The organism is Janthinobacterium sp. JF4, assembly GCF_059617925.1.
This window is the reverse complement of record NZ_JCAQAV010000023.1, coordinates 26728-43895: the sequence shown is the minus strand read 5'-3', so window position 1 is coordinate 43895 and position 17168 is coordinate 26728. Positions and strand designations below refer to the sequence as shown.

General features: G+C 62.4%; 14 protein-coding genes. 8 read left to right on the top strand and 6 right to left on the bottom strand.

What is annotated here, in order from left to right; genetic code table 11:
• Positions 1 to 3: 3 nt before the first annotated feature.
• The 4 genes from AC54AF_RS17265 to argS are packed head-to-tail and all read right to left on the bottom strand — an operon-like array spanning position 4 to position 3909.
• On the bottom strand, positions 4 to 765 hold the full coding sequence (locus AC54AF_RS17265) for an SDR family oxidoreductase (RefSeq protein ID WP_496637530.1): 762 nt from the start codon (positions 763 to 765) through the stop codon (positions 4 to 6).
• A 37-nt stretch (positions 766 to 802) separates the two neighbouring features.
• Positions 803 to 1474, bottom strand: coding sequence for a thiol:disulfide interchange protein DsbA/DsbL (locus tag AC54AF_RS17260; protein WP_496637529.1), 672 nt, complete (start codon positions 1472 to 1474; stop codon positions 803 to 805).
• A 9-nt stretch (positions 1475 to 1483) separates the two neighbouring features.
• Entirely contained in the window at positions 1484 to 2179 is a 696-nt protein-coding gene (locus AC54AF_RS17255; protein WP_496637528.1) for an SPOR domain-containing protein, read from the bottom strand.
• A gap of 20 nt (positions 2180 to 2199) precedes the next feature.
• Positions 2200 to 3909, bottom strand: a complete 1710-nt coding sequence (gene argS, locus AC54AF_RS17250; RefSeq protein ID WP_131688706.1) for an arginine--tRNA ligase — start codon at positions 3907 to 3909, stop codon at positions 2200 to 2202.
• Between the two features lie 376 nt (positions 3910 to 4285).
• Here argS and rsmB point away from each other — a divergent pair, with 376 nt between their 5' ends.
• The 8 genes from rsmB to AC54AF_RS17210 all read left to right on the top strand — a co-directional run bounded on the left by rsmB (position 4286) and on the right by AC54AF_RS17210 (position 12519).
• Positions 4286 to 5707 (top strand): 16S rRNA (cytosine(967)-C(5))-methyltransferase RsmB, encoded by a 1422-nt coding sequence (gene rsmB, locus AC54AF_RS17245; protein ID WP_496637527.1) that lies wholly within the window; start codon positions 4286 to 4288, stop codon positions 5705 to 5707.
• Positions 5708 to 5804: 97 nt separating this feature from the next.
• Positions 5805 to 6311: a DUF4390 domain-containing protein gene (locus AC54AF_RS17240; RefSeq protein ID WP_226938932.1), complete on the top strand. Its 507-nt coding sequence runs from the start codon at positions 5805 to 5807 to the stop codon at positions 6309 to 6311.
• Complete coding sequence (locus AC54AF_RS17235) at positions 6311 to 8608, top strand: sensor histidine kinase (protein WP_496637526.1); 2298 nt, start codon at positions 6311 to 6313, stop codon at positions 8606 to 8608. Before AC54AF_RS17240 ends, AC54AF_RS17235 begins: the two co-directional genes overlap by 1 nt.
• A 98-nt stretch (positions 8609 to 8706) precedes the next feature.
• Positions 8707 to 9426: a response regulator gene (locus tag AC54AF_RS17230; RefSeq protein ID WP_496637525.1), complete on the top strand. Its 720-nt coding sequence runs from the start codon at positions 8707 to 8709 to the stop codon at positions 9424 to 9426.
• Complete coding sequence (locus tag AC54AF_RS17225; RefSeq protein WP_496637524.1) at positions 9423 to 9824, top strand: GTPase; 402 nt, start codon at positions 9423 to 9425, stop codon at positions 9822 to 9824. The genes AC54AF_RS17230 and AC54AF_RS17225 overlap by 4 nt, the downstream gene beginning before the upstream one ends.
• Positions 9825 to 9977: 153 nt before the next feature.
• Complete coding sequence (locus tag AC54AF_RS17220) at positions 9978 to 10235, top strand: BTH_I0359 family protein (RefSeq protein ID WP_071079509.1); 258 nt, start codon at positions 9978 to 9980, stop codon at positions 10233 to 10235.
• An 86-nt stretch (positions 10236 to 10321) separates the two neighbouring features.
• Positions 10322 to 11101: a class II glutamine amidotransferase gene (locus tag AC54AF_RS17215; protein ID WP_131688712.1), complete on the top strand. Its 780-nt coding sequence runs from the start codon at positions 10322 to 10324 to the stop codon at positions 11099 to 11101.
• 137 nt (positions 11102 to 11238) lie between these two features.
• A complete protein-coding gene (locus AC54AF_RS17210) occupies positions 11239 to 12519 on the top strand; it encodes an EAL domain-containing protein (protein ID WP_131688713.1) in 1281 nt (426 codons plus the stop codon).
• A 151-nt stretch (positions 12520 to 12670) separates the two neighbouring features.
• Here the strand turns inward: AC54AF_RS17210 and AC54AF_RS17205 are convergent, their stop codons facing one another.
• Together AC54AF_RS17205 and metH are read right to left on the bottom strand one after the other, a co-directional pair.
• A complete protein-coding gene (locus AC54AF_RS17205; RefSeq protein ID WP_131688714.1) occupies positions 12671 to 13042 on the bottom strand; it encodes an SPW repeat domain-containing protein in 372 nt (123 codons plus the stop codon).
• 113 nt (positions 13043 to 13155) lie between these two features.
• Positions 13156 to 16950: a methionine synthase gene (gene metH, locus AC54AF_RS17200; RefSeq protein WP_496637523.1), complete on the bottom strand. Its 3795-nt coding sequence runs from the start codon at positions 16948 to 16950 to the stop codon at positions 13156 to 13158.
• Positions 16951 to 17168 lie beyond the last annotated feature (218 nt).

Here is a 17168-nt window from a genome sequence, read left to right as displayed (position 1 = left end):
AGTTCAGTTGCGTGCCTTGTGCGGCGCGTTGGCGAAGGCCCGGTCGTAGACGGCATTGGGCAGCGCGCGCAGCAGCTTGGCGACGACGCCCATCTGCCACGGAATCACGCGGTAGCTGTCGCCGTCGGCGATGGCGCGCGCGGCGCGCACGGCGAATTTGTCGGCCGGCATCAGGAAGGGCATGCGGTAGGCATTGTGGCGCGTCATCGGCGTGTCGATGTAGCCGGGCGTGATGGTGACGACCTTGACGCCCGCCGGTTTCAATTCCAGGCGCAGCGATTCGCAGTAGCTGATGACGGCCGCCTTCGAGGCGCTGTAGGCTTCGGCGCCGGGCAGGCCGCGGATGCCGGCCACGCTGCCGATCCCCACCAGGCGTCCGCTGCCCTGGCTTTTCATGGCGGCGATGAAGGGCGCGAAGGTGGCGACGGTGGCCGTGACGTTGATGGCGATGAGGCGCGCGAAGGCGTCGAGGTCTTCCGCGTGTTCGGTGAGGGTGCCGTAGGACACGCCGGCGCTGGCGATGACGACGTCGATGCCGCCGGCATGGGCGATGAAGTCATCGGCCGCGCTTTTCAGGGCGGCGTGGTCGCACACGTCGACGGCGTAGGCGCGGTGGCGTTCAGGGTGGGGCAGGGAGGCGATCAGTTGCTGCAGGGTGTCGCCGCGGCGCGCCAGCAAGCCCAGCTGGGCGCCCTGGCGCGCGTATTGCAGCGCCAGGGCGGCGCCCAGTCCGCTCGACGCGCCCGTGATGAAAACGCGGTGCATCAGGCAAGGCCCGGGCGCGCCAGGGAAGTGGCCATGCTTATTTCTTTTCCGCTTTGGCTTTCGCGACCAGCACGTCCATCACGCTGAGCGCCTGGGCGTTCAGCTGCTCTTCGTTCTTGGCCGACTTGCTGCCCTGATCGGCCTGCGAAGGCGAAGTGATGTAGCGGCCATCGATGGCGATCATGGGCCAGAACGTGACGTTATAGCCTTGCATCATGGCGTCCGCGCGGCGCACGCGGGCCGAGACGCCCATCGAACGGTAGGTGTCGATGAATTTCTGGCGGTCCACGCCCTGCCTGGCGACGAAGTCGAAGACGGCGTCGTCGGTGTTCAGGCGGTTGCGTTCCACGTGCATGGCGTGGAAGACGCCGGTGTGCAGCTTGTCGACCAGGCCCATGGCTTGCAGGGTGAAGAACAGCCGCTGCTGCGGCGCCACGCTGTCATCGCGCGACACGTGCACGCGCTTGAAGACGATGTTGTCGCCCTGTTTCTTGACCCAGGCCGCCAGTTGCGGTTCGAGCACGTTGCAATGCGGGCAGTAATAGGCGAAGAATTCCGTCACTTCGATTTTCTTGCCCGATTCCGTCGCCTGCGGCGTGGCCAGGGTTTCGTATTCGACGCCATTCTTCGGTTCGGCCGGCGAGGCCGACGCGCCCATGGCGGCAGTGCACAGGGCGGCGGCGAACAGGATTTTCTTCAGAAAACGCATGCTGGTTCCTTATTTTTGGTTGCGGACGACGGCGACATCGATGCCGTTTTCAGACAGTTTGGTGCGCGCGCGGTTCATCGCTTCGAGCTGGTTGAACGGCCCGATGCGCACGCGGTGCAGTACGCCGGCGTCGGTGCTGCGGTCGCTGATGGCCGCTTCGAAGCCGAGCAGCGCCAGTTTGCCGCGCGTGCTTTCGGCGTCCGACATGTCATGGAAGGCGCCGGCCTGCAGATAATAAATCCATTTGTCGCCGGCTGCATCGGCCTTCGCTTGCGGCGCGGGCGCTGCTGGTGCTGCCGCCGGCGTTTTCGGCGCCGGCTTGTCCTTCAATGTTCCGATCAACTCCTGCAGCGCGTCCGGCGGCGGCGCCTTCGGCTGCTGCGCGGTGGCGGGCGCGGGTGCCGGCGCGGCCGGCTGCGTCGGCGTGACGATCTCGCGTGGCTCCTTGGAGAAGTCGCGTGCCGCTTCCTTGGCCGCTTCCTTGTTGCCGTACATCGGCTTGTTCGGGTCGGCGATCTGGCCGGCTGTCGGTTCGGCCGATTTGCCGGCCTTGCCCGATTTGTCGGTGAACGGCGAGGCGCCCTTGGTGATCACCAGGGCGACCACCACGGCGATGCCCAGGCCGATGACCAGGCCGATGATGATGCCGACCAGGGTATTGCCCTGCTGGCGCCGGGTCGAAGAGAAACGGGAAGCATGATTCATTGACGGTTTGACCTTCGCGATTACATTTTGTTTGGCGCGGACACGCCGATCAGTGCCAGGCCGTTGCGCAGTACCTGGCGCGCGGCGATGACGAGGGCCAGGCGGGCCATCTTGACGGCTTCGTCCTCGACCAGCACTTTTTCAGCGAAGTAGAAGCTGTGCAGGTTGGCGGCCAGGTCGCGCAGGTAGAAGGCGACTTGGTGCGGTCCCAGTTCCGCTTGCGCCCGCGCCAGCATTTCCGGGTAGGCGGCCAGGGTCGCCAGCAGGGTCGCTTCGGTCGGCGCCGTCAGTGGGGACAAATCAACGCCGGCGACCGTGCTGGCATCGCCACCCCAGTTTTCCAGGATGCGGCAGATGCGCGCATGCGCATACTGCACGTAATAGACGGGGTTTTCATCGGTGGTTTTCAGCGCCACGTCGACGTCGAAGACGAATTCCGTGTCGGCCTTGCGCGAGATCAGGAAGAAGCGCACGGCGTCACGGCCCTTGGCGATGTCGCCGCCGCCCGACCATTCGATCAGGTCGCGCACGGTCACGTAAGAGCCGGCGCGCTTCGAAATCTTGACTTCCTCGCCGTCCTTCATGACGGTGACCATCTTGTGCAGCACGTAATCGGGGTAGCCTTGCGGGATGCCCATGTCGACGGCCTGCAGGCCGGCGCGCACGCGCGCGATGGTGCCGTGGTGGTCGCTGCCCTGGATATTGATGGCCTGCACGAAGCCGCGCTGCCATTTCACCAGGTGATACGCGACGTCCGGCACGAAATACGTGTAGGTGCCGTCCGTCTTGCGCATGACGCGGTCCTTGTCGTCGCCGAAGTCGGTGGTGCGCAGCCACAGCGCGCCATCCTGCTCGTAAGTGTGGCCTGCCTTGATCAGGGTTTCGACCGCGCTATTGACCTTGCCGTCCGCGTACAGCGACGATTCCAGGTAGTAATTGTCGAACTTCACGCCGAAGGCCTGCAAGTCGATGTCCTGCTCGTTGCGCAGGTAGGTAACGGCGAACGGGCGGATCGAATCGATGTCTTCCACGTTGCCATTGGCCGTGGCAGGCTGGCCATCGCTGGCCGAGACGGTCTTGCCGGCCTTGAAGTCGTTGGCGATGTCAGCGATGTAGTCGCCGTTGTAGGCGGACTCGGGCCATTCGGCGTCGCCCGGCTTGAAGCCGCGCGCGCGCGCCTGCACGGAATTGGCCAGGGTCTGGATCTGCACGCCTGCGTCGTTATAGTAGAACTCGCGCGTCACTTGGTAGCCTTGCGCGTCGAACAGCGAGGACAGGGCGTCGCCCAGGGCTGCCTGGCGGCCGTGGCCCACGTGCAGGGGGCCGGTCGGGTTGGCCGAGACGAATTCCAGGATGACTTGCTTGCCGGCGCCTGCCGTGCTGCGGCCATAGCTGTCGGCCTCGCTCAAGATGGTTTTTACCACGGCCTGCTTGGCGGCGGCGGACACGCGCACGTTGATGAAGCCGGGACCGGCGATTTCCACTGCCTCGACCAGGCCCTTGCCGGCCGGGTTGGCCAGCACGGCCGCAACGATGGTTTGCGCCAGTTCGCGCGGATTCTGTTTCAGCTGCTTGGCCAGTTGCATGGCGATATTGCAGGCGACGTCGCCATGCGATGCATCGCGTGGTCGCTCGAGCACCACGGTAGGCGCAAGCGAAGTGCCGGCCAGGACGGGAGCGAGGGCGGCCTGGAACAGGGCGATGATTTCTTGTTTCTGTTGGGCGAGCATGAGCAGGATGGCGGCGGAACCGCGTTAAGAATGAATAAAATGAATCAAAAAGCAAAACGGACGGCAAGTACCCAAGCCGCCCAGACTGCGTTAATTATACTGGTTTGCTGCCGGGAACAATACGCCAGCCGGCAGTGTCCCCGCGCCGGCGCGTTTCACGATATTATCAGGACAGCATGGTTGTGTTGGTGCATGAAAACATCAGCATGGCGCATTCTGCTTGTATATATGCAGTTTTTTGCCGCAATTTACAGGTATCGCTGCAATCGCTTGGGCCAGAGGGCGCCACAAACGCTACAATCGACCCTTTATTGATGACGCGCGGCCGCGACTTTGCCACCATGCAGTCCGCCGCGCGCAGCCACACCGGATAACTATGAACAAGCGCCCCACGCTGAAATTGAAAACCAAGCCGGCGCCAGGCCAGGCTCCTGCCGCACCGAAATTGCGTCCCAGCTATCATCCCGACCTGAAACCGGTCTTGCAGCCAGGCTTCCAGCCCGATTTGCGCGCCGATTCGCTGGCGTTTTGCCTGCTGGGCGCGGCTAATGCCGTGGCGCAAGTGCGCACGGGCACGGCCTTGCCGCAGGCGCTGGCCAAGGTGTTTACGCAATCGAACGCCAGCCCGCAGGCGCGCGGCGCCATCCAGGATATTTCCTACCGCACCATGCGCCAGCTGGGCCGCAGCGAAACCCTGGTCGGCCTGATGACGTCGAAGGCGCCCGAGCCGCCGATGCTGGCCGCCCTGCTGTGCTGCGCGCTGTCGCTGATGTCGGCCGAGCCGGGCGAACAGCCGTACGAAGAGTTTACCGTTGTCGACCAGGCCGTCACGGTCGCCACCTCGCACCCTGACCTGGCGCATGCCAAGGGCATGGTCAACGCCGTCTTGCGCCGCTTCTTGCGCGAGCGCAAGTCCTTGCTGGAAGCGGCCCTGCAGCAACCGTTGGCGCAATGGAATTATCCGCAGTGGTGGATCGACTCGCTGCGCCTGGCGTATCCGCGCGACTGGCAGGCCATTTTGACGGCCGGCAATGCCGTGCCACCGCTGACCTTGCGCGTGAATCGCCGCAAGAGCACGGTGGAAGCGTATCTGGCCGTGCTGGAGGAGGCGGGCATTGCCGCGCGCCAGGTGGGACCGTTTGCCGTGCGCCTGGACAAGCCGATCGGCGTGGCGCTGATCCCCGGCTTCGAGCAGGGTGTCGTTTCCGTGCAAGATGCCGGCGCGCAATTGGCCGCACCGCTGCTGGACTTGCAGGACGGCATGCGCGTGCTCGACGCTTGCGCGGCGCCGGGCGGCAAGACGTGCCACATCCTGGAACTGGCCGACGTGCAAGTGACGGCCATCGATGCGGATGCCAAGCGCCTGCCGCGCATCGCGGAAAACCTTGAGCGCCTGGGCCTGGACGCTACCCTGAAAGCGCAGGATGCGCAATCGAGCGCGTGGTGGGACGGCCAGCAGTACGACCGCATCCTGGCCGATGTGCCGTGCACGGCCTCGGGCATCGTGCGCCGCCATCCCGATATCCGCTGGTTGCGCCGCAAGGGTGACGCGTTCCAACTTGCAACACTTTCATCCAAAATTCTGGACAACCTGTGGCAGATGCTGCGCCCCGATGGTAAATTGCTGTTCGTGACATGTTCATTGTGGCCGCAAGAGTCCGAGGCACAGGCGGCGGCATTTGCGGTGCGCAATAATGCGACCCGATTGACAGCGCCTGGCCAGCTGTTGCCGACTGGCAGCGCGGAGCAGGACCACGACGGTTTGTTCTATGCGCTATTCCAAAAAAATGCGGCTTGAGCGATTCGTCGAACCTTTTCCTACGGACTACACCGGCACACTTGTGACAACACGACTCTTCCGACTCCTGGCCCTGCTGCTGATGCTGGCATGTACCATGCCACGCGCGCATGCCGCCGACATGGTCGAGATCACCCGTGCCTACATCGAGTCGAGCGAAGAGGGCTATAAGCTGGCTGCCACGTATTCCTTTGAGCTCAATCACGACCTCGATGATGCGGTACAGCATGGCGTGCCGTTGTATTTCACGACTGAAATCGAATTGACCCGGCCCCGCTGGTACTGGTTCGATGAAAAAGCCATCGTCGCGCGCCAGACCAGCAAGCTGTCGTATAACGTGCTCACGCGCCAGTATCATGTGTCGGGTGGCGGCTTGCAGCAAAGCTTCCCCACGCTCGATGACGCGCTGTTCCTGATCCGCCGTCCCAGCCGCTGGCTGGTGGCGCGGCGCGGCGAGCTGAAAGTGGGGCAGACGTATAACGTCACCTTGCGCATGGGCATGGACCGCGACTACCTGCCCAAGCCGATACAGGTCAATGCCTTCAATAACAGCGACTGGCGCCTGGCTTCGAATAAAAAAACCTTCTTGTATACGGCGGAGTAGTGAGTCAAGCATTGCGCTATCTGCTGGTGGTGGGCGGCGGCATTGTCAGTATCCTGCTGTTCCTGCTGGCGTCGGCTTCCGACAATTCCGGCTTCTTCGACCGTTACTACACCTGGCTGCTGGGCCTGAACGCGGCCGTCGCCGTGTCCCTGCTGGCGCTGGTGGGCATTTCCCTGGCCCGCCTGTACGCGCGTTACAAGAGCGGCAAGTTCGGCTCCAAGCTGATGACGCGCCTGGTGATGCTGTTCGCCGCCGTCGGCATCCTGCCGGGCCTGGTGATTTTCCTTGTCTCTGTGCAATTCGTCTCCCACTCCATCGAATCCTGGTTCAACGTCAAGATTGAAGCGGCGCTGGAATCGGGGATTGAGCTGGGCCGTGCCGGACTCGATGCGGCCCTGGTCGAGCTCGACCACCGGGGTCACAAGGCCGTCGAAGAACTGGGCGCCGATCCGGTGGCCAGCCCGGCCGTGCTGACCAGCCTGCTACGCGAAGAGGGCATGCAAAATGTCATGATCGTCAGCGGCGATGGCGTGCTGCTGGCCAGCGCCGGGCCGCACAGCGCGGCCGACTTGCCGACGGCTGCCATGCTGGTGCAGGCGGCCTTGCCGGCCGGCTATGCCTCCGCCGAAGGCGGGCTGGAGTTGCACGACGATGGCACGGAGTCGGGCGGCGGCGGTTTCCGCTCGGGCTTGCCAGCATCGCTGGAAACGGCGGCCAGCCTGCGCCTGCGCGTGCTGGTGGCCGTGCCGGGGCCGTCCGTCTCGCCCCGCTACCTGCAATTGCTGCAATCGGTGCCGCCCAAGCTGGCGACGAATGGCGAAGTGCTGCGCGCCGCCTACAGCGAATACAAGGAACGTTTCGTCGCGCGCGTGGGCTTGCGCAAGATGTACATGGAAATCCTCACCTTGACCTTGCTGCTGGCCATTTTCGGCGCCATCGGCAGTGCTTTCCTGATTGCGGGCAACCTGGCCCAGCCCCTGCTGCTGCTGGCCGAAGGCACGCGCGCGGTGGCCGAGGGCGACCTGTCGCCGCGCCCCATCGTCGCCACCAAGGATGAACTGGGCACCCTGACGCAGTCGTTCAACATCATGACGCGCCAGTTGCTCGATGCGCGCACGGCCGTGGAAAGCAACCGCGCCGCCTTGCAAAACGCCAAGGCCCACCTGGAATCGGTGCTGGCGAACATGTCGGCCGGCGTGATGGTGCTCGACGGCGACTTTAAACTGGTGACCTGCAATGAGTCGGTCGAGCGCATCTTGCAGCATTCGGGCATGAGCATGGTGGGCCAGCCGCTGGCGCATATTGCTGGAATGGAAGAATTTGGCGGCGCCATCATCAGCGCCTTCACGGCGCAAAGCGCGCAATCGGCATCGGGCCGCAACCAGCAGCGCCTGCACTGGCAGCGCCAGATCGAGATTCCGCGCCGCCTGGGCAGCAGTGCCGACGAGCATGACATCACCTTGCTGGCGCGCGGCTCGCGCCTGCCGCTGGAGTCCGGCAGCGGCTACATCGTCGTCTTCGATGATATTTCCGACGTGATTTCCGCGCAGCGCTCGATCGCCTGGGGCGAGGTGGCGCGCCGCCTGGCGCATGAAATCAAGAATCCGCTGACACCGATCCAGCTGTCGGCCGAGCGCCTGCAGATGAAGCTCGAAGGCAAGCTGGAGCAGCCGGACGCCGACCTGCTCAGCCGCGCCACCACCACCATCGTCAAGCAGGTCGATGCGATGAAGCGCATGGTCGACGACTTCCGCGACTATGCGCGCACGCCGCCGGCCGTGCTCACGCCGCTGCGCTTGAACGAGCTGATCGAAGAGATATTGAACCTGTACCTGCGCGGCGACGATGGCGACATCATCCACCCGCTGCTGGCGCCGAATCTGCCGATGGTGATGGGCGATCCGACCCAGTTGCGCCAGGTGATCCATAACCTGCTGCAGAACGCGCAGGACGCCATGGCCGACCTGCCGCCGGACTCGCCGCATCCGCGGATTGACGTAAGGACGGAAGCAATTCATTATCGCAGTGCGGACGGCGGCGTGAATATCGCCGTGCGGCTGGCCATCAGCGACAATGGTCCTGGTTTTGCGCCAAAAATCCTGGCGCGGGCCTTCGAGCCGTATGTGACCTCGAAGGCGCGCGGCACGGGCTTGGGCCTGGCGATGGTCAAGAAAATTATCGATGAACACGGCGGACGCATCGATATCGAGAACCGGGTCGACGGCAATGGCGCTTCGGTGGTCATTTTGCTGTTAAAGTTAGCTCCCGACACTCCTGCCCAGGAATTCCTGGCGTGAGGGTCTGGTTTAGTATTTAAAACACTAATAAAATCATAGTTGTCCGCCGTGTGCATCTTGTGCGCGACGGCCGGCGAAATGAGGAAGGCAAGACACGAATGGCAAACATACTCGTAGTGGATGATGAAATGGGTATCCGTGAGTTGCTCTCGGAAATTTTGGGCGACGAAGGACATGCTATCCAGCTGGCCGAAAATGCGCAGCAGGCGCGTGAAGCGCGTGCCGCCGGTGCGCCGGATCTGGTACTGCTGGATATCTGGATGCCCGACACCGATGGCGTCACCTTGCTCAAGGAATGGCAGCGCGACGGCTTGCTGACCATGCCGGTGATCATGATGTCGGGCCACGCCACCATCGATACGGCGGTCGAGGCGACGCGCATCGGCGCCATGAACTTCCTGGAGAAACCGATTGCCCTGCAAAAACTGCTGAAGGCAGTCCAGCAAGGCTTGACGCGGGCACAGGAAACCGTGCGTGCGCCGAGCGTGGCGCCGCGTCCCGTGGCACCCGTGGTGGTCGAGGAAAGCACGCATCCCGTGCCCAGCTTTGGCGGCAGCGCGCCGCAACAGTTGATGGTACGCCCGGGCATCGCGCTACCGGCGGTGGCCGAAGGGCATGGCTACAACCTGTCGTTCGACTTGCCGCTGCGCGAGGCGCGCGATGCGTTTGAACGCATGTATTTCGAACACCACCTGGGGCGCGAAGGTGGCAGCATGACCCGCGTGGCGGAAAAAACGGGCCTCGAGCGTACCCATTTGTACCGCAAGCTGAAACAGCTGGGCGTCGAACCGGGCAAGCTGGCCAAGAAAAACCTGTGACGGCAACCGTGCGGCGTCCGACGCCGCTGACCCTGGTCAGCGGTGGACGCGCCGCCGGGCGTGAGGCGGCCATCGCGCAAGCCTTGTCGCCTGGCCAGCCGGCCGCCGTGATCCTCGAGGGCCTCGCTGACAGCAGCGCCATCCTGGCCGACCTGGCCGAACAAGTTTCCCCTTCTCCATCATTTCCCTTGCAACTGTTGCGCATCGCGCCCGGTTGCCTGTGCTGCAGCGGCAATCTCGTATTGCGTGTAACATTGAATCGTCTGCTGCGCCATCCACCCGCGCGCTTGTTCATCAGCCTGGCCGACGCCTCGCACATCGAACAATTGCGCACCTGGCTCACCGCCAGTCCCTACGATGCCCTGCTGGCGCTGCAAGCCGACATCGTGGTTTCCTGACGATTGTTTGATCGACTCACCGCAAGCGCAGTTTGCATCTCGTTACAACTCTGTAGCCCGCAGGGTGGCATGGCCGCTTGAAATGGCGCCGTGTGAACCCCACCTCTGTTCTGACACCGCAGGAGCTTCTCCTGCTTGAGCGAAGGATGCAAAATGAACCTGATCTATAACAGCGAACAATATAGTGTCGTGGAATTCGGCGCCGACGTCGACCTGGAAGCCTTGCGCTTTGGCGGCTATGAAATCGTCGACAAGGGCGGCAAGCGGGAAACGTTTATCGCCGGCATTCTTGCGCAAAACTTCCGCCGCGACGTCACGGAATTGATCGCCAGTGAACCCAGCATGGAAGAGATCGATGAATTTTTGGGCAGCTACGATTCCCTCATGAGCCAGCCCGTCCTGTTGCACTGACAGTGGCTGTCTGATGGTGCTCGCCACCATACCAATCCGCCAGGCGGCGTGGTATGGTGGCTGTGTTACCTTGCTGCAAACAGACCATGTGCCAACTTCTCGGAATGAATTGCAATGTCCCCACGGACATTGTCTTTAGTTTTACCGGCTTCGCCATGCGCGGCGGCCATACCGATACCCACCATGACGGCTGGGGCATCGCCTTTTTCGAGGGCGCCGGCGTGCGCCATTTCGTCGACCACCAGGCGGCCATCGCCTCGCCCGTGGCCGAACTGATCAAACGCTATCCCATCAAGTCGCGCAATGTCATCGCGCATATCCGCAAGGCCACGCAAGGCCAGGTGGCGCTGGAAAACTGCCACCCCTTCGTGCGCGAACTGTGGGGCCGCTACTGGGTCTTTGCCCACAATGGCGATTTGAAGGATTTCCACCCCGTGCTGACGGGCAGTTACCGCCCCGTCGGTTGCACGGACAGCGAGCTGGCGTTCTGCTATCTGCTGCAGCAATTGCACGCGCGCTTTGGCGATGCCCCGCCGGCGTTGCCGCAACTGCATGCCGCCCTGGCGGAGTGGTTGCCCGGCATCGCGGCCCACGGTACCTTCAACATGATGCTGTCGAGCGGCGAGGCGCTGTTTGCCCATTGTTCGACCAGCTTGCACTATCTGGTGCGACAACATCCGTTTCCAACTGCTAAACTCTCCGATGAAGACCTGAGCGTGGACTTTTCCCAGGTGACGACACCCCAGGACCGCGTGGCCGTGATCGTTACCCAACCGCTGACGACGAATGAGCAATGGACGGCGTTTGCGCCGGGCGAATTGAAATTATTTGTCGACGGGATGGTGCAAGACACGCCAGTGGCCTAATTTGTTGACGACAATACGCTCGATTGCTGCCAAAATATCCACAGCGCGGGCGGAATTCAGCTAAAGTATTGTCAATAGTGAACCTTGATGCGGGCGCGGCGCGGCCGGCGTCACTCGACGTGATTGATGAAGAATTAATGATCGATATTTCCAGCAACGACATCACCCCGAAACCCTTGCGCGTGCGCGAGTTCTATCTGGGGCGACAACCTATCCTTGACCGCAATCAAGCCCTGTTTGGCTATGAGTTGCTTTTCCGCAACGCTCCGGTCGGTCCCGCCAACATTACCAGCGACCTGTCCGCCACGGCGTCCGTCATCGCCCACGCTTCCCAGCTGGGGATGGAAAAGGTCATCGGCGACGCGCTCGGTTTCGTCAACGTCGATGCCGACGTGATCATGAGCGACATCTTCGTTTTCCTGCCGCGTGAAAAAGTCGTGCTGGAAATCGTCGAATCGATGCCCGTCACGCCGGAAGTGCGCGCGCGCGTCAGCGAACTGGTGGGCCATGGCTTCACCTTCGCGCTGGAAAACGTCGTCTCCGATACGGCGCAAGTGCAGGAATTGTTGCCGCTGGTGCAGTACGTCAAGATGGACATGAGCAAGGTCGACCCGAAAGTGCTGGCAACCTTGGCGCCCCGTTTCAAGCAGCAAAACAAGAAACTGGTGGCGGAGAAGGTCGAGACGCGCGAAGAATTCAAGTCGGGCCTGGATCTGGGCTTCGATTTCTTCCAGGGCTATTACTTTGCCAAGCCCGCCATCATGACGGGCAAGAAGCTGTCGCCGTCGCAACTGGCCGTCATGGAACTGATGACACTGGTGACGTCGGACGCCGACAACATGGATATCGAGCGCGCCATCAAGCGCGACGTGTCGCTGGCCCTGAACCTGTTGCGCCTGGTCAATACGCCCGCCGTGGGCGCACGCCAGCGCATCGATTCGCTGAGCCAGGCCGTGACCGTGCTGGGCCGCCGCCAATTGCAGCGCTGGCTGCAAATCATGCTGTATGCGGAACCAAGCAAGCGCGGCCATAGCATGACGCCGCTGCTGATGCTGGCCACCACGCGCGGCCGTTTGCTGGAATTGCTGGCGCATAAACTGCGCCCGAACCACGCCCATTCGGCCGATATCGCCTTTACGGTCGGCATCATGTCGCTGATGGATACCCTGTTCGGCGTGCCGATGTCGGAAATCCTCAGCCAGATCGAAGTGATCGATGAAGTGGCCGAAGCGCTGCTGTCGCGCGAGGGTTTCTACGGCGACCTGCTGCGCCTGGCCGAATGCATCGAGCGCATCGAAGACATGGAAGGCGAGATCGTACCGACCTTGCGCGACCTGGCCATGTCGCCGGACGACCTGGTGGAGCTGGAAATGGCCGCCTACGAATGGAGCGACAACGTTGTCAGATATGCGCTGTAGGTCGGATTAGGCCCGCAGGGCCGTAATCCGACAATATTGTTGGCATGGTTGTGGTGTTGTCGGATTACGCGCAAGCGCTAATCCGACCTACGCGACCCGCCCAAAAAAAAAGCCCTGCACGGCGATGCCGTGGCAGGGCTTTTTTACGCCGCTACGCTGCGGCGCCCGGCCAGTGCTTGTGCAGCTCGGGGTCGGTGCGCAATTCCCACAGGGCCAGCACGACGACGGCGATACCGACGAGCAGCTCGTTCCACATGACGACGGGCTGCTCGGCCAGCCGCAGTACCCATGGCGAGGCAGCCACCCAGACGCCCACCAGCAGGTTGACGACGACGGCCCAGAAATAGGTCTTGTACAGGTCGAAAGCGGCCAGCACGGCGATCACCAGGCCCGAGACAAAGGCGTTGATCATCTGCGGTGAACCCTCGGGATAGGAAAAGGCCCAGGGCGAGACGACCAGCCACAGGCCCAGCAACAGGATCACTTGATCCTGCCAGCGTTTCAGTTTGAAATTGGTTGCCATATATCCTCCTTGCCAGTTGGGGAACGGGCCGGAGCGGGCATGCAGCATGCCGACCGGCATACTGCGTTAGTGCGCTTCGGCGCGCGATAAGTTCCGCGCGCCTTGTACATATATTATGACAGATTCGGTGCCAGCCAGCGTTCCACGTCCTCGATATTGGCGCCACGGCGCCTGGCCATGTCTTCTGCCTGATCCATGCCGATCTTGCCGACGACGAAGTATTTCGACTCCGGATGGGCAAAATAGAAGCCGGAAACGGCTGCGCCGGGGAACATGGCATACGATTCCGTCAGCAGCATGCCGATTTCCCCGGCCTGCATGACCTCGAACATCTCTTTCTTGACCGTGTGCTCGGGGCAAGCCGGGTAGCCGGGCGCGGGGCGGATGCCGACATACTTTTCGCCGATCATGTCGTCATTGCTCAAATGCTCGTCCGGCACATAGCCCCACAAATCCTTGCGCACGCGTTCGTGCAGGTATTCGGCAAACGCCTCGGCCAGCCGGTCCGCCAGCGATTTGAGCATGATGGACGAGTAATCGTCGTGCGCATCCTCGAAGCGTTTTTCGTACTTTTCGATGCCCAGGCCGGACGTCACGGCGAACATGCCGATGTAATCCTTGACGCCCGAAGCCTTCGGTGCAATGAAGTCGGCCAGGCACTGGTTCGGACGCTGCACGCCGTCGACCACCGGCTTGACGCCCTGCTGGCGCATGCCGTAGTACGTGAACGCCACGGTACTGCGTGTATCGTCCGTGTACACCTCGATATCGTCGTCATTGATGCTGTTGGCCGGCAGCAGGGACACGACGCCATTGGCCGTCAGCCAGCGCCCGTCGATGAGTTTTTTCAGCAAGGCCTGGCCTTCCGCGTACACCTTGGTGGCCGCGTCGCCCACCACGTCATCCGTCAAGATGGCGGGGAAGGGGCCGGCCAGGTCCCAGGTCTGGAAGAACGGGCCCCAGTCGATATAGTTGGCCAGCGTGGCCAGGTCGACATTTTTAAACACGCGGCGGCCGATGAACTTCGGTTTCACGGGCGTGCAGGGGCCGTCGAAGGGCACGATCATCTTGTTGGCGCGGGCTTGCGCCAGCGGCAGGATGGGCAGCGCCTTCTTGTTGGCGTGCTGCTCGCGGATGCGCGCGTAGTCGAGTTCGATGTCTTCCACGTATTTGTCGCGCTGTTCCGGCGTCAGCAGCGATTGCGCCACGGAGACGGAACGCGAGGCATCCGGCACGTAGATCACGGGGCCTTCGTAGTTGTGGGCGATTTTTACGGCTGTGTGGGCGCGACTGGTGGTGGCGCCGCCGATCAGCAGGGGAATCTTGAGCATGCGGAAATGTTCGTCGCGCTGCATTTCCTTGGCGACATACGCCATTTCTTCCAGCGATGGCGTGATCAGGCCGGACAAGCCGATGATGTCCGCGTTTTCCACCTTGGCGCGGGCGAGGATTTCCGAGCACGGCACCATCACGCCCATGTTGACCACTTCGAAGTTGTTGCACTGCAGAACGACGGTGACGATATTCTTGCCGATGTCATGCACGTCGCCTTTCACGGTCGCCATGATGATCTTGCCTTTCGGCTTGGCGACGATGCCCGTGCGCTTTTCTTCCAGCAGCTTTTCTTCCTCGATAAACGGGATCAAATGGGCCACGGCCTGCTTCATGACGCGCGCCGATTTCACCACTTGCGGCAAGAACATTTTGCCTTGGCCAAACAGGTCGCCGACCACGTCCATGCCGGCCATCAGCGGGCCCTCGATCACGTGGATGGGGCGTCCGCCATTGTGCAGCAGTTCCTGGCGCGCTTCTTCCGTGTCTTCCACGATGAATTGCGTGATGCCGTGCACCAGCGCGTGCGACAGGCGTGCCTGCACGGTGCCTTCGCGCCAGGCCAGGGTTTGCGCTTCGGCCTTGCCGCCCGCCTTCAGGGTACCGGCAAATTCGATCATGCGCTCGGTCGAGTCTTCGCGGCGGTTCAGCACCACGTCTTCCACGCGCTCGCGCAACTCCGGGTCCAGGTTGTCGTACACGCCCACCATGCCGGCGTTGACGATGCCCATGGTCATGCCGGCCTTGATGGCGTGGTACAGGAAGACCGTGTGGATGGCTTCGCGGGCGGGATCGTTGCCGCGGAAACTGAATGACACGTTCGACACGCCGCCCGAGATCTTCGCGTACGGCAGGTTTTCCTTGATCCAGCGCGTGGCGTTGATGAAGTCGACGGCGTAGTTGTTATGCTCTTCGATGCCGGTGGCGACGGCAAAGATGTTCGGATCGAAAATGATGTCTTCCGGCGGGAAGTCCAGCGCATCGATCAACAAGTGATATGCGCGCGCGCAAATTTCGATCTTGCGCTCGAAGGTGTCGGCTTGCCCCTTTTCATCGAAGGCCATGACGATGACGGCGGCGCCGTAGCGGCGGCACAGTTTCGCCTGGCGCAGGAATTCTTCCTCGCCTTCCTTCATCGAGATGGAATTGACGATGGCCTTGCCCTGCACGCACTTCAGGCCCGCTTCGATGACCGACCATTTCGACGAGTCGACCATGATGGGCACGCGCGAAATATCGGGTTCCGAGGCGATCAGGTTCAAAAAGCGCGTCATGGCGGCCAGCGAATCGAGCATGGCCTCGTCCATGTTGATGTCGATCACTTGCGCGCCGTTTTCCACTTGCTGGCGCGCCACGGACAGGGCCTCGTCGTATTGCTCGTTGAGAATCATGCGCGCAAACGCTTTCGAGCCTGTGACGTTGGTGCGCTCGCCCACGTTGACGAACAGAGAATCGTCATTGACGACGAACGGCTCCAGGCCGGCCAGGCGCAAGTCGTGCGATGGGGCCGGCACGGTGCGCGGCGTGTTTTTCGACAGCAATTCGCCGATGGCGGCGATGTGCTCGGGCGTGGTGCCGCAGCAGCCGCCGGCCATGTTCAAGAAGCCCGCGTCGGCAAATTCGCGCAGCAGGGCGGACGTGTCGGCTGGCAACTCGTCGAAACCCGTGTCGCTCATGGGGTTGGGCAAGCCCGCGTTCGGGTAGATGCACACGAAGGTGTCGGCGATCTTGGCCAGCTCTTCCGCGTATGGACGCATCAGGGCGGCGCCCAGCGCGCAGTTCAGGCCGATGGTCAGCGGTTTTGCGTGGCGCACGGAATTCCAGAAGGCGGGCACGGTCTGGCCGGACAAAATGCGTCCCGAGGCGTCCGTGACGGTGCCGGAAATCATCAAAGGCAGGCGCACGACGCCAGGATTTTGCTCGTAGAACAAGTCAATGGCGAACAGGGCCGCCTTGCAGTTCAAGGTGTCGAAGATGGTTTCCACCAGCAGCACGTCGGCGCCGCCTTCCACCAGGCCCTGCGTCTGTTGCAGGTAGGCGGCCACCAGTTGGTCGAAACTGACGTTGCGCGCGGCCGGGTCGTTGACGTCGGGCGAGATCGATGCCGTCTTCGGCGTCGGTCCCAGGGCGCCGGCGACGAAACGTGGCTTGTCCGGGGTGGAATACTTGTCGCAGGCGGCGCGCGCCAGTCTGGCTGCCTGCACGTTCATTTCATAGGCCAGGTGGGCCATGTGGTAGTCGTCTTGCGCGATGGTCGTGGCGCCGAAGGTATTCGTTTCGATCAGGTCGGCGCCGGCTGCCAGGTAGCGCTCGTGGATTTCCTGGATGATGTGCGGCTGCGTCAGGGTCAGCAGCTCGTTATTGCCCTTGACGAACAGTTCGCGCGCGCCACTGTCGGCTGGCGCGGCGAAATCGATGAAGCGGCCGGCGGGACCGCCACGGTAGGCTTCTTCGTCGAGCTTGTATTGCTGGATGATCGTGCCCATGGCGCCGTCGAGGATCATGATCCGCTGCGCCAGAATGGCGCGCAAGGTGGCTTCGGTCGGGGACATGGCGGGGATCACGGTATCGTTCATTTCATGCTTTCAATAGGCAAACGGGCGGCGGCGCGGCGACAGGACTGGTACGAGGCGGTTGCGGGCCAGCAGGATCAGCTGACGGAGAGTGCCGGCCGGGTAGGGCAGGCAGAAGGTGGCAATCGCCTGATTTCACCGGGTCTAAAATTATACGGCATCAGGCTGCTTCGGCTTTAAGCAAAAGCAGCCGTTCGCCCCACGGCAGGCCTTCTTGCAAC

What these genes read in the sequence shown, in the direction of transcription:
- AC54AF_RS17265 (WP_496637530.1), bottom strand. Translation starts at nt 765, where the DNA reads ATGCACCGCGTTTTCATCACGGGCGCGTCGAGCGGACTGGGCGCCGCC.
- AC54AF_RS17260 (WP_496637529.1), bottom strand. Translation starts at nt 1,474, where the DNA reads ATGCGTTTTCTGAAGAAAATCCTGTTCGCCGCCGCCCTGTGCACTGCC.
- AC54AF_RS17255 (WP_496637528.1), bottom strand. Translation starts at nt 2,179, where the DNA reads ATGAATCATGCTTCCCGTTTCTCTTCGACCCGGCGCCAGCAGGGCAAT.
- argS (WP_131688706.1), bottom strand. Translation starts at nt 3,909, where the DNA reads ATGCTCGCCCAACAGAAACAAGAAATCATCGCCCTGTTCCAGGCCGCC.
- rsmB (WP_496637527.1), top strand. Translation starts at nt 4,286, where the DNA reads ATGAACAAGCGCCCCACGCTGAAATTGAAAACCAAGCCGGCGCCAGGC.
- AC54AF_RS17240 (WP_226938932.1), top strand. Translation starts at nt 5,805, where the DNA reads ATGCCACGCGCGCATGCCGCCGACATGGTCGAGATCACCCGTGCCTAC.
- AC54AF_RS17230 (WP_496637525.1), top strand. Translation starts at nt 8,707, where the DNA reads ATGGCAAACATACTCGTAGTGGATGATGAAATGGGTATCCGTGAGTTG.
- AC54AF_RS17220 (WP_071079509.1), top strand. Translation starts at nt 9,978, where the DNA reads ATGAACCTGATCTATAACAGCGAACAATATAGTGTCGTGGAATTCGGC.
- AC54AF_RS17215 (WP_131688712.1), top strand. Translation starts at nt 10,322, where the DNA reads ATGTGCCAACTTCTCGGAATGAATTGCAATGTCCCCACGGACATTGTC.
- AC54AF_RS17210 (WP_131688713.1), top strand. Translation starts at nt 11,239, where the DNA reads ATGATCGATATTTCCAGCAACGACATCACCCCGAAACCCTTGCGCGTG.
- AC54AF_RS17205 (WP_131688714.1), bottom strand. Translation starts at nt 13,042, where the DNA reads ATGGCAACCAATTTCAAACTGAAACGCTGGCAGGATCAAGTGATCCTG.
- metH (WP_496637523.1), bottom strand. Translation starts at nt 16,950, where the DNA reads ATGAACGATACCGTGATCCCCGCCATGTCCCCGACCGAAGCCACCTTG.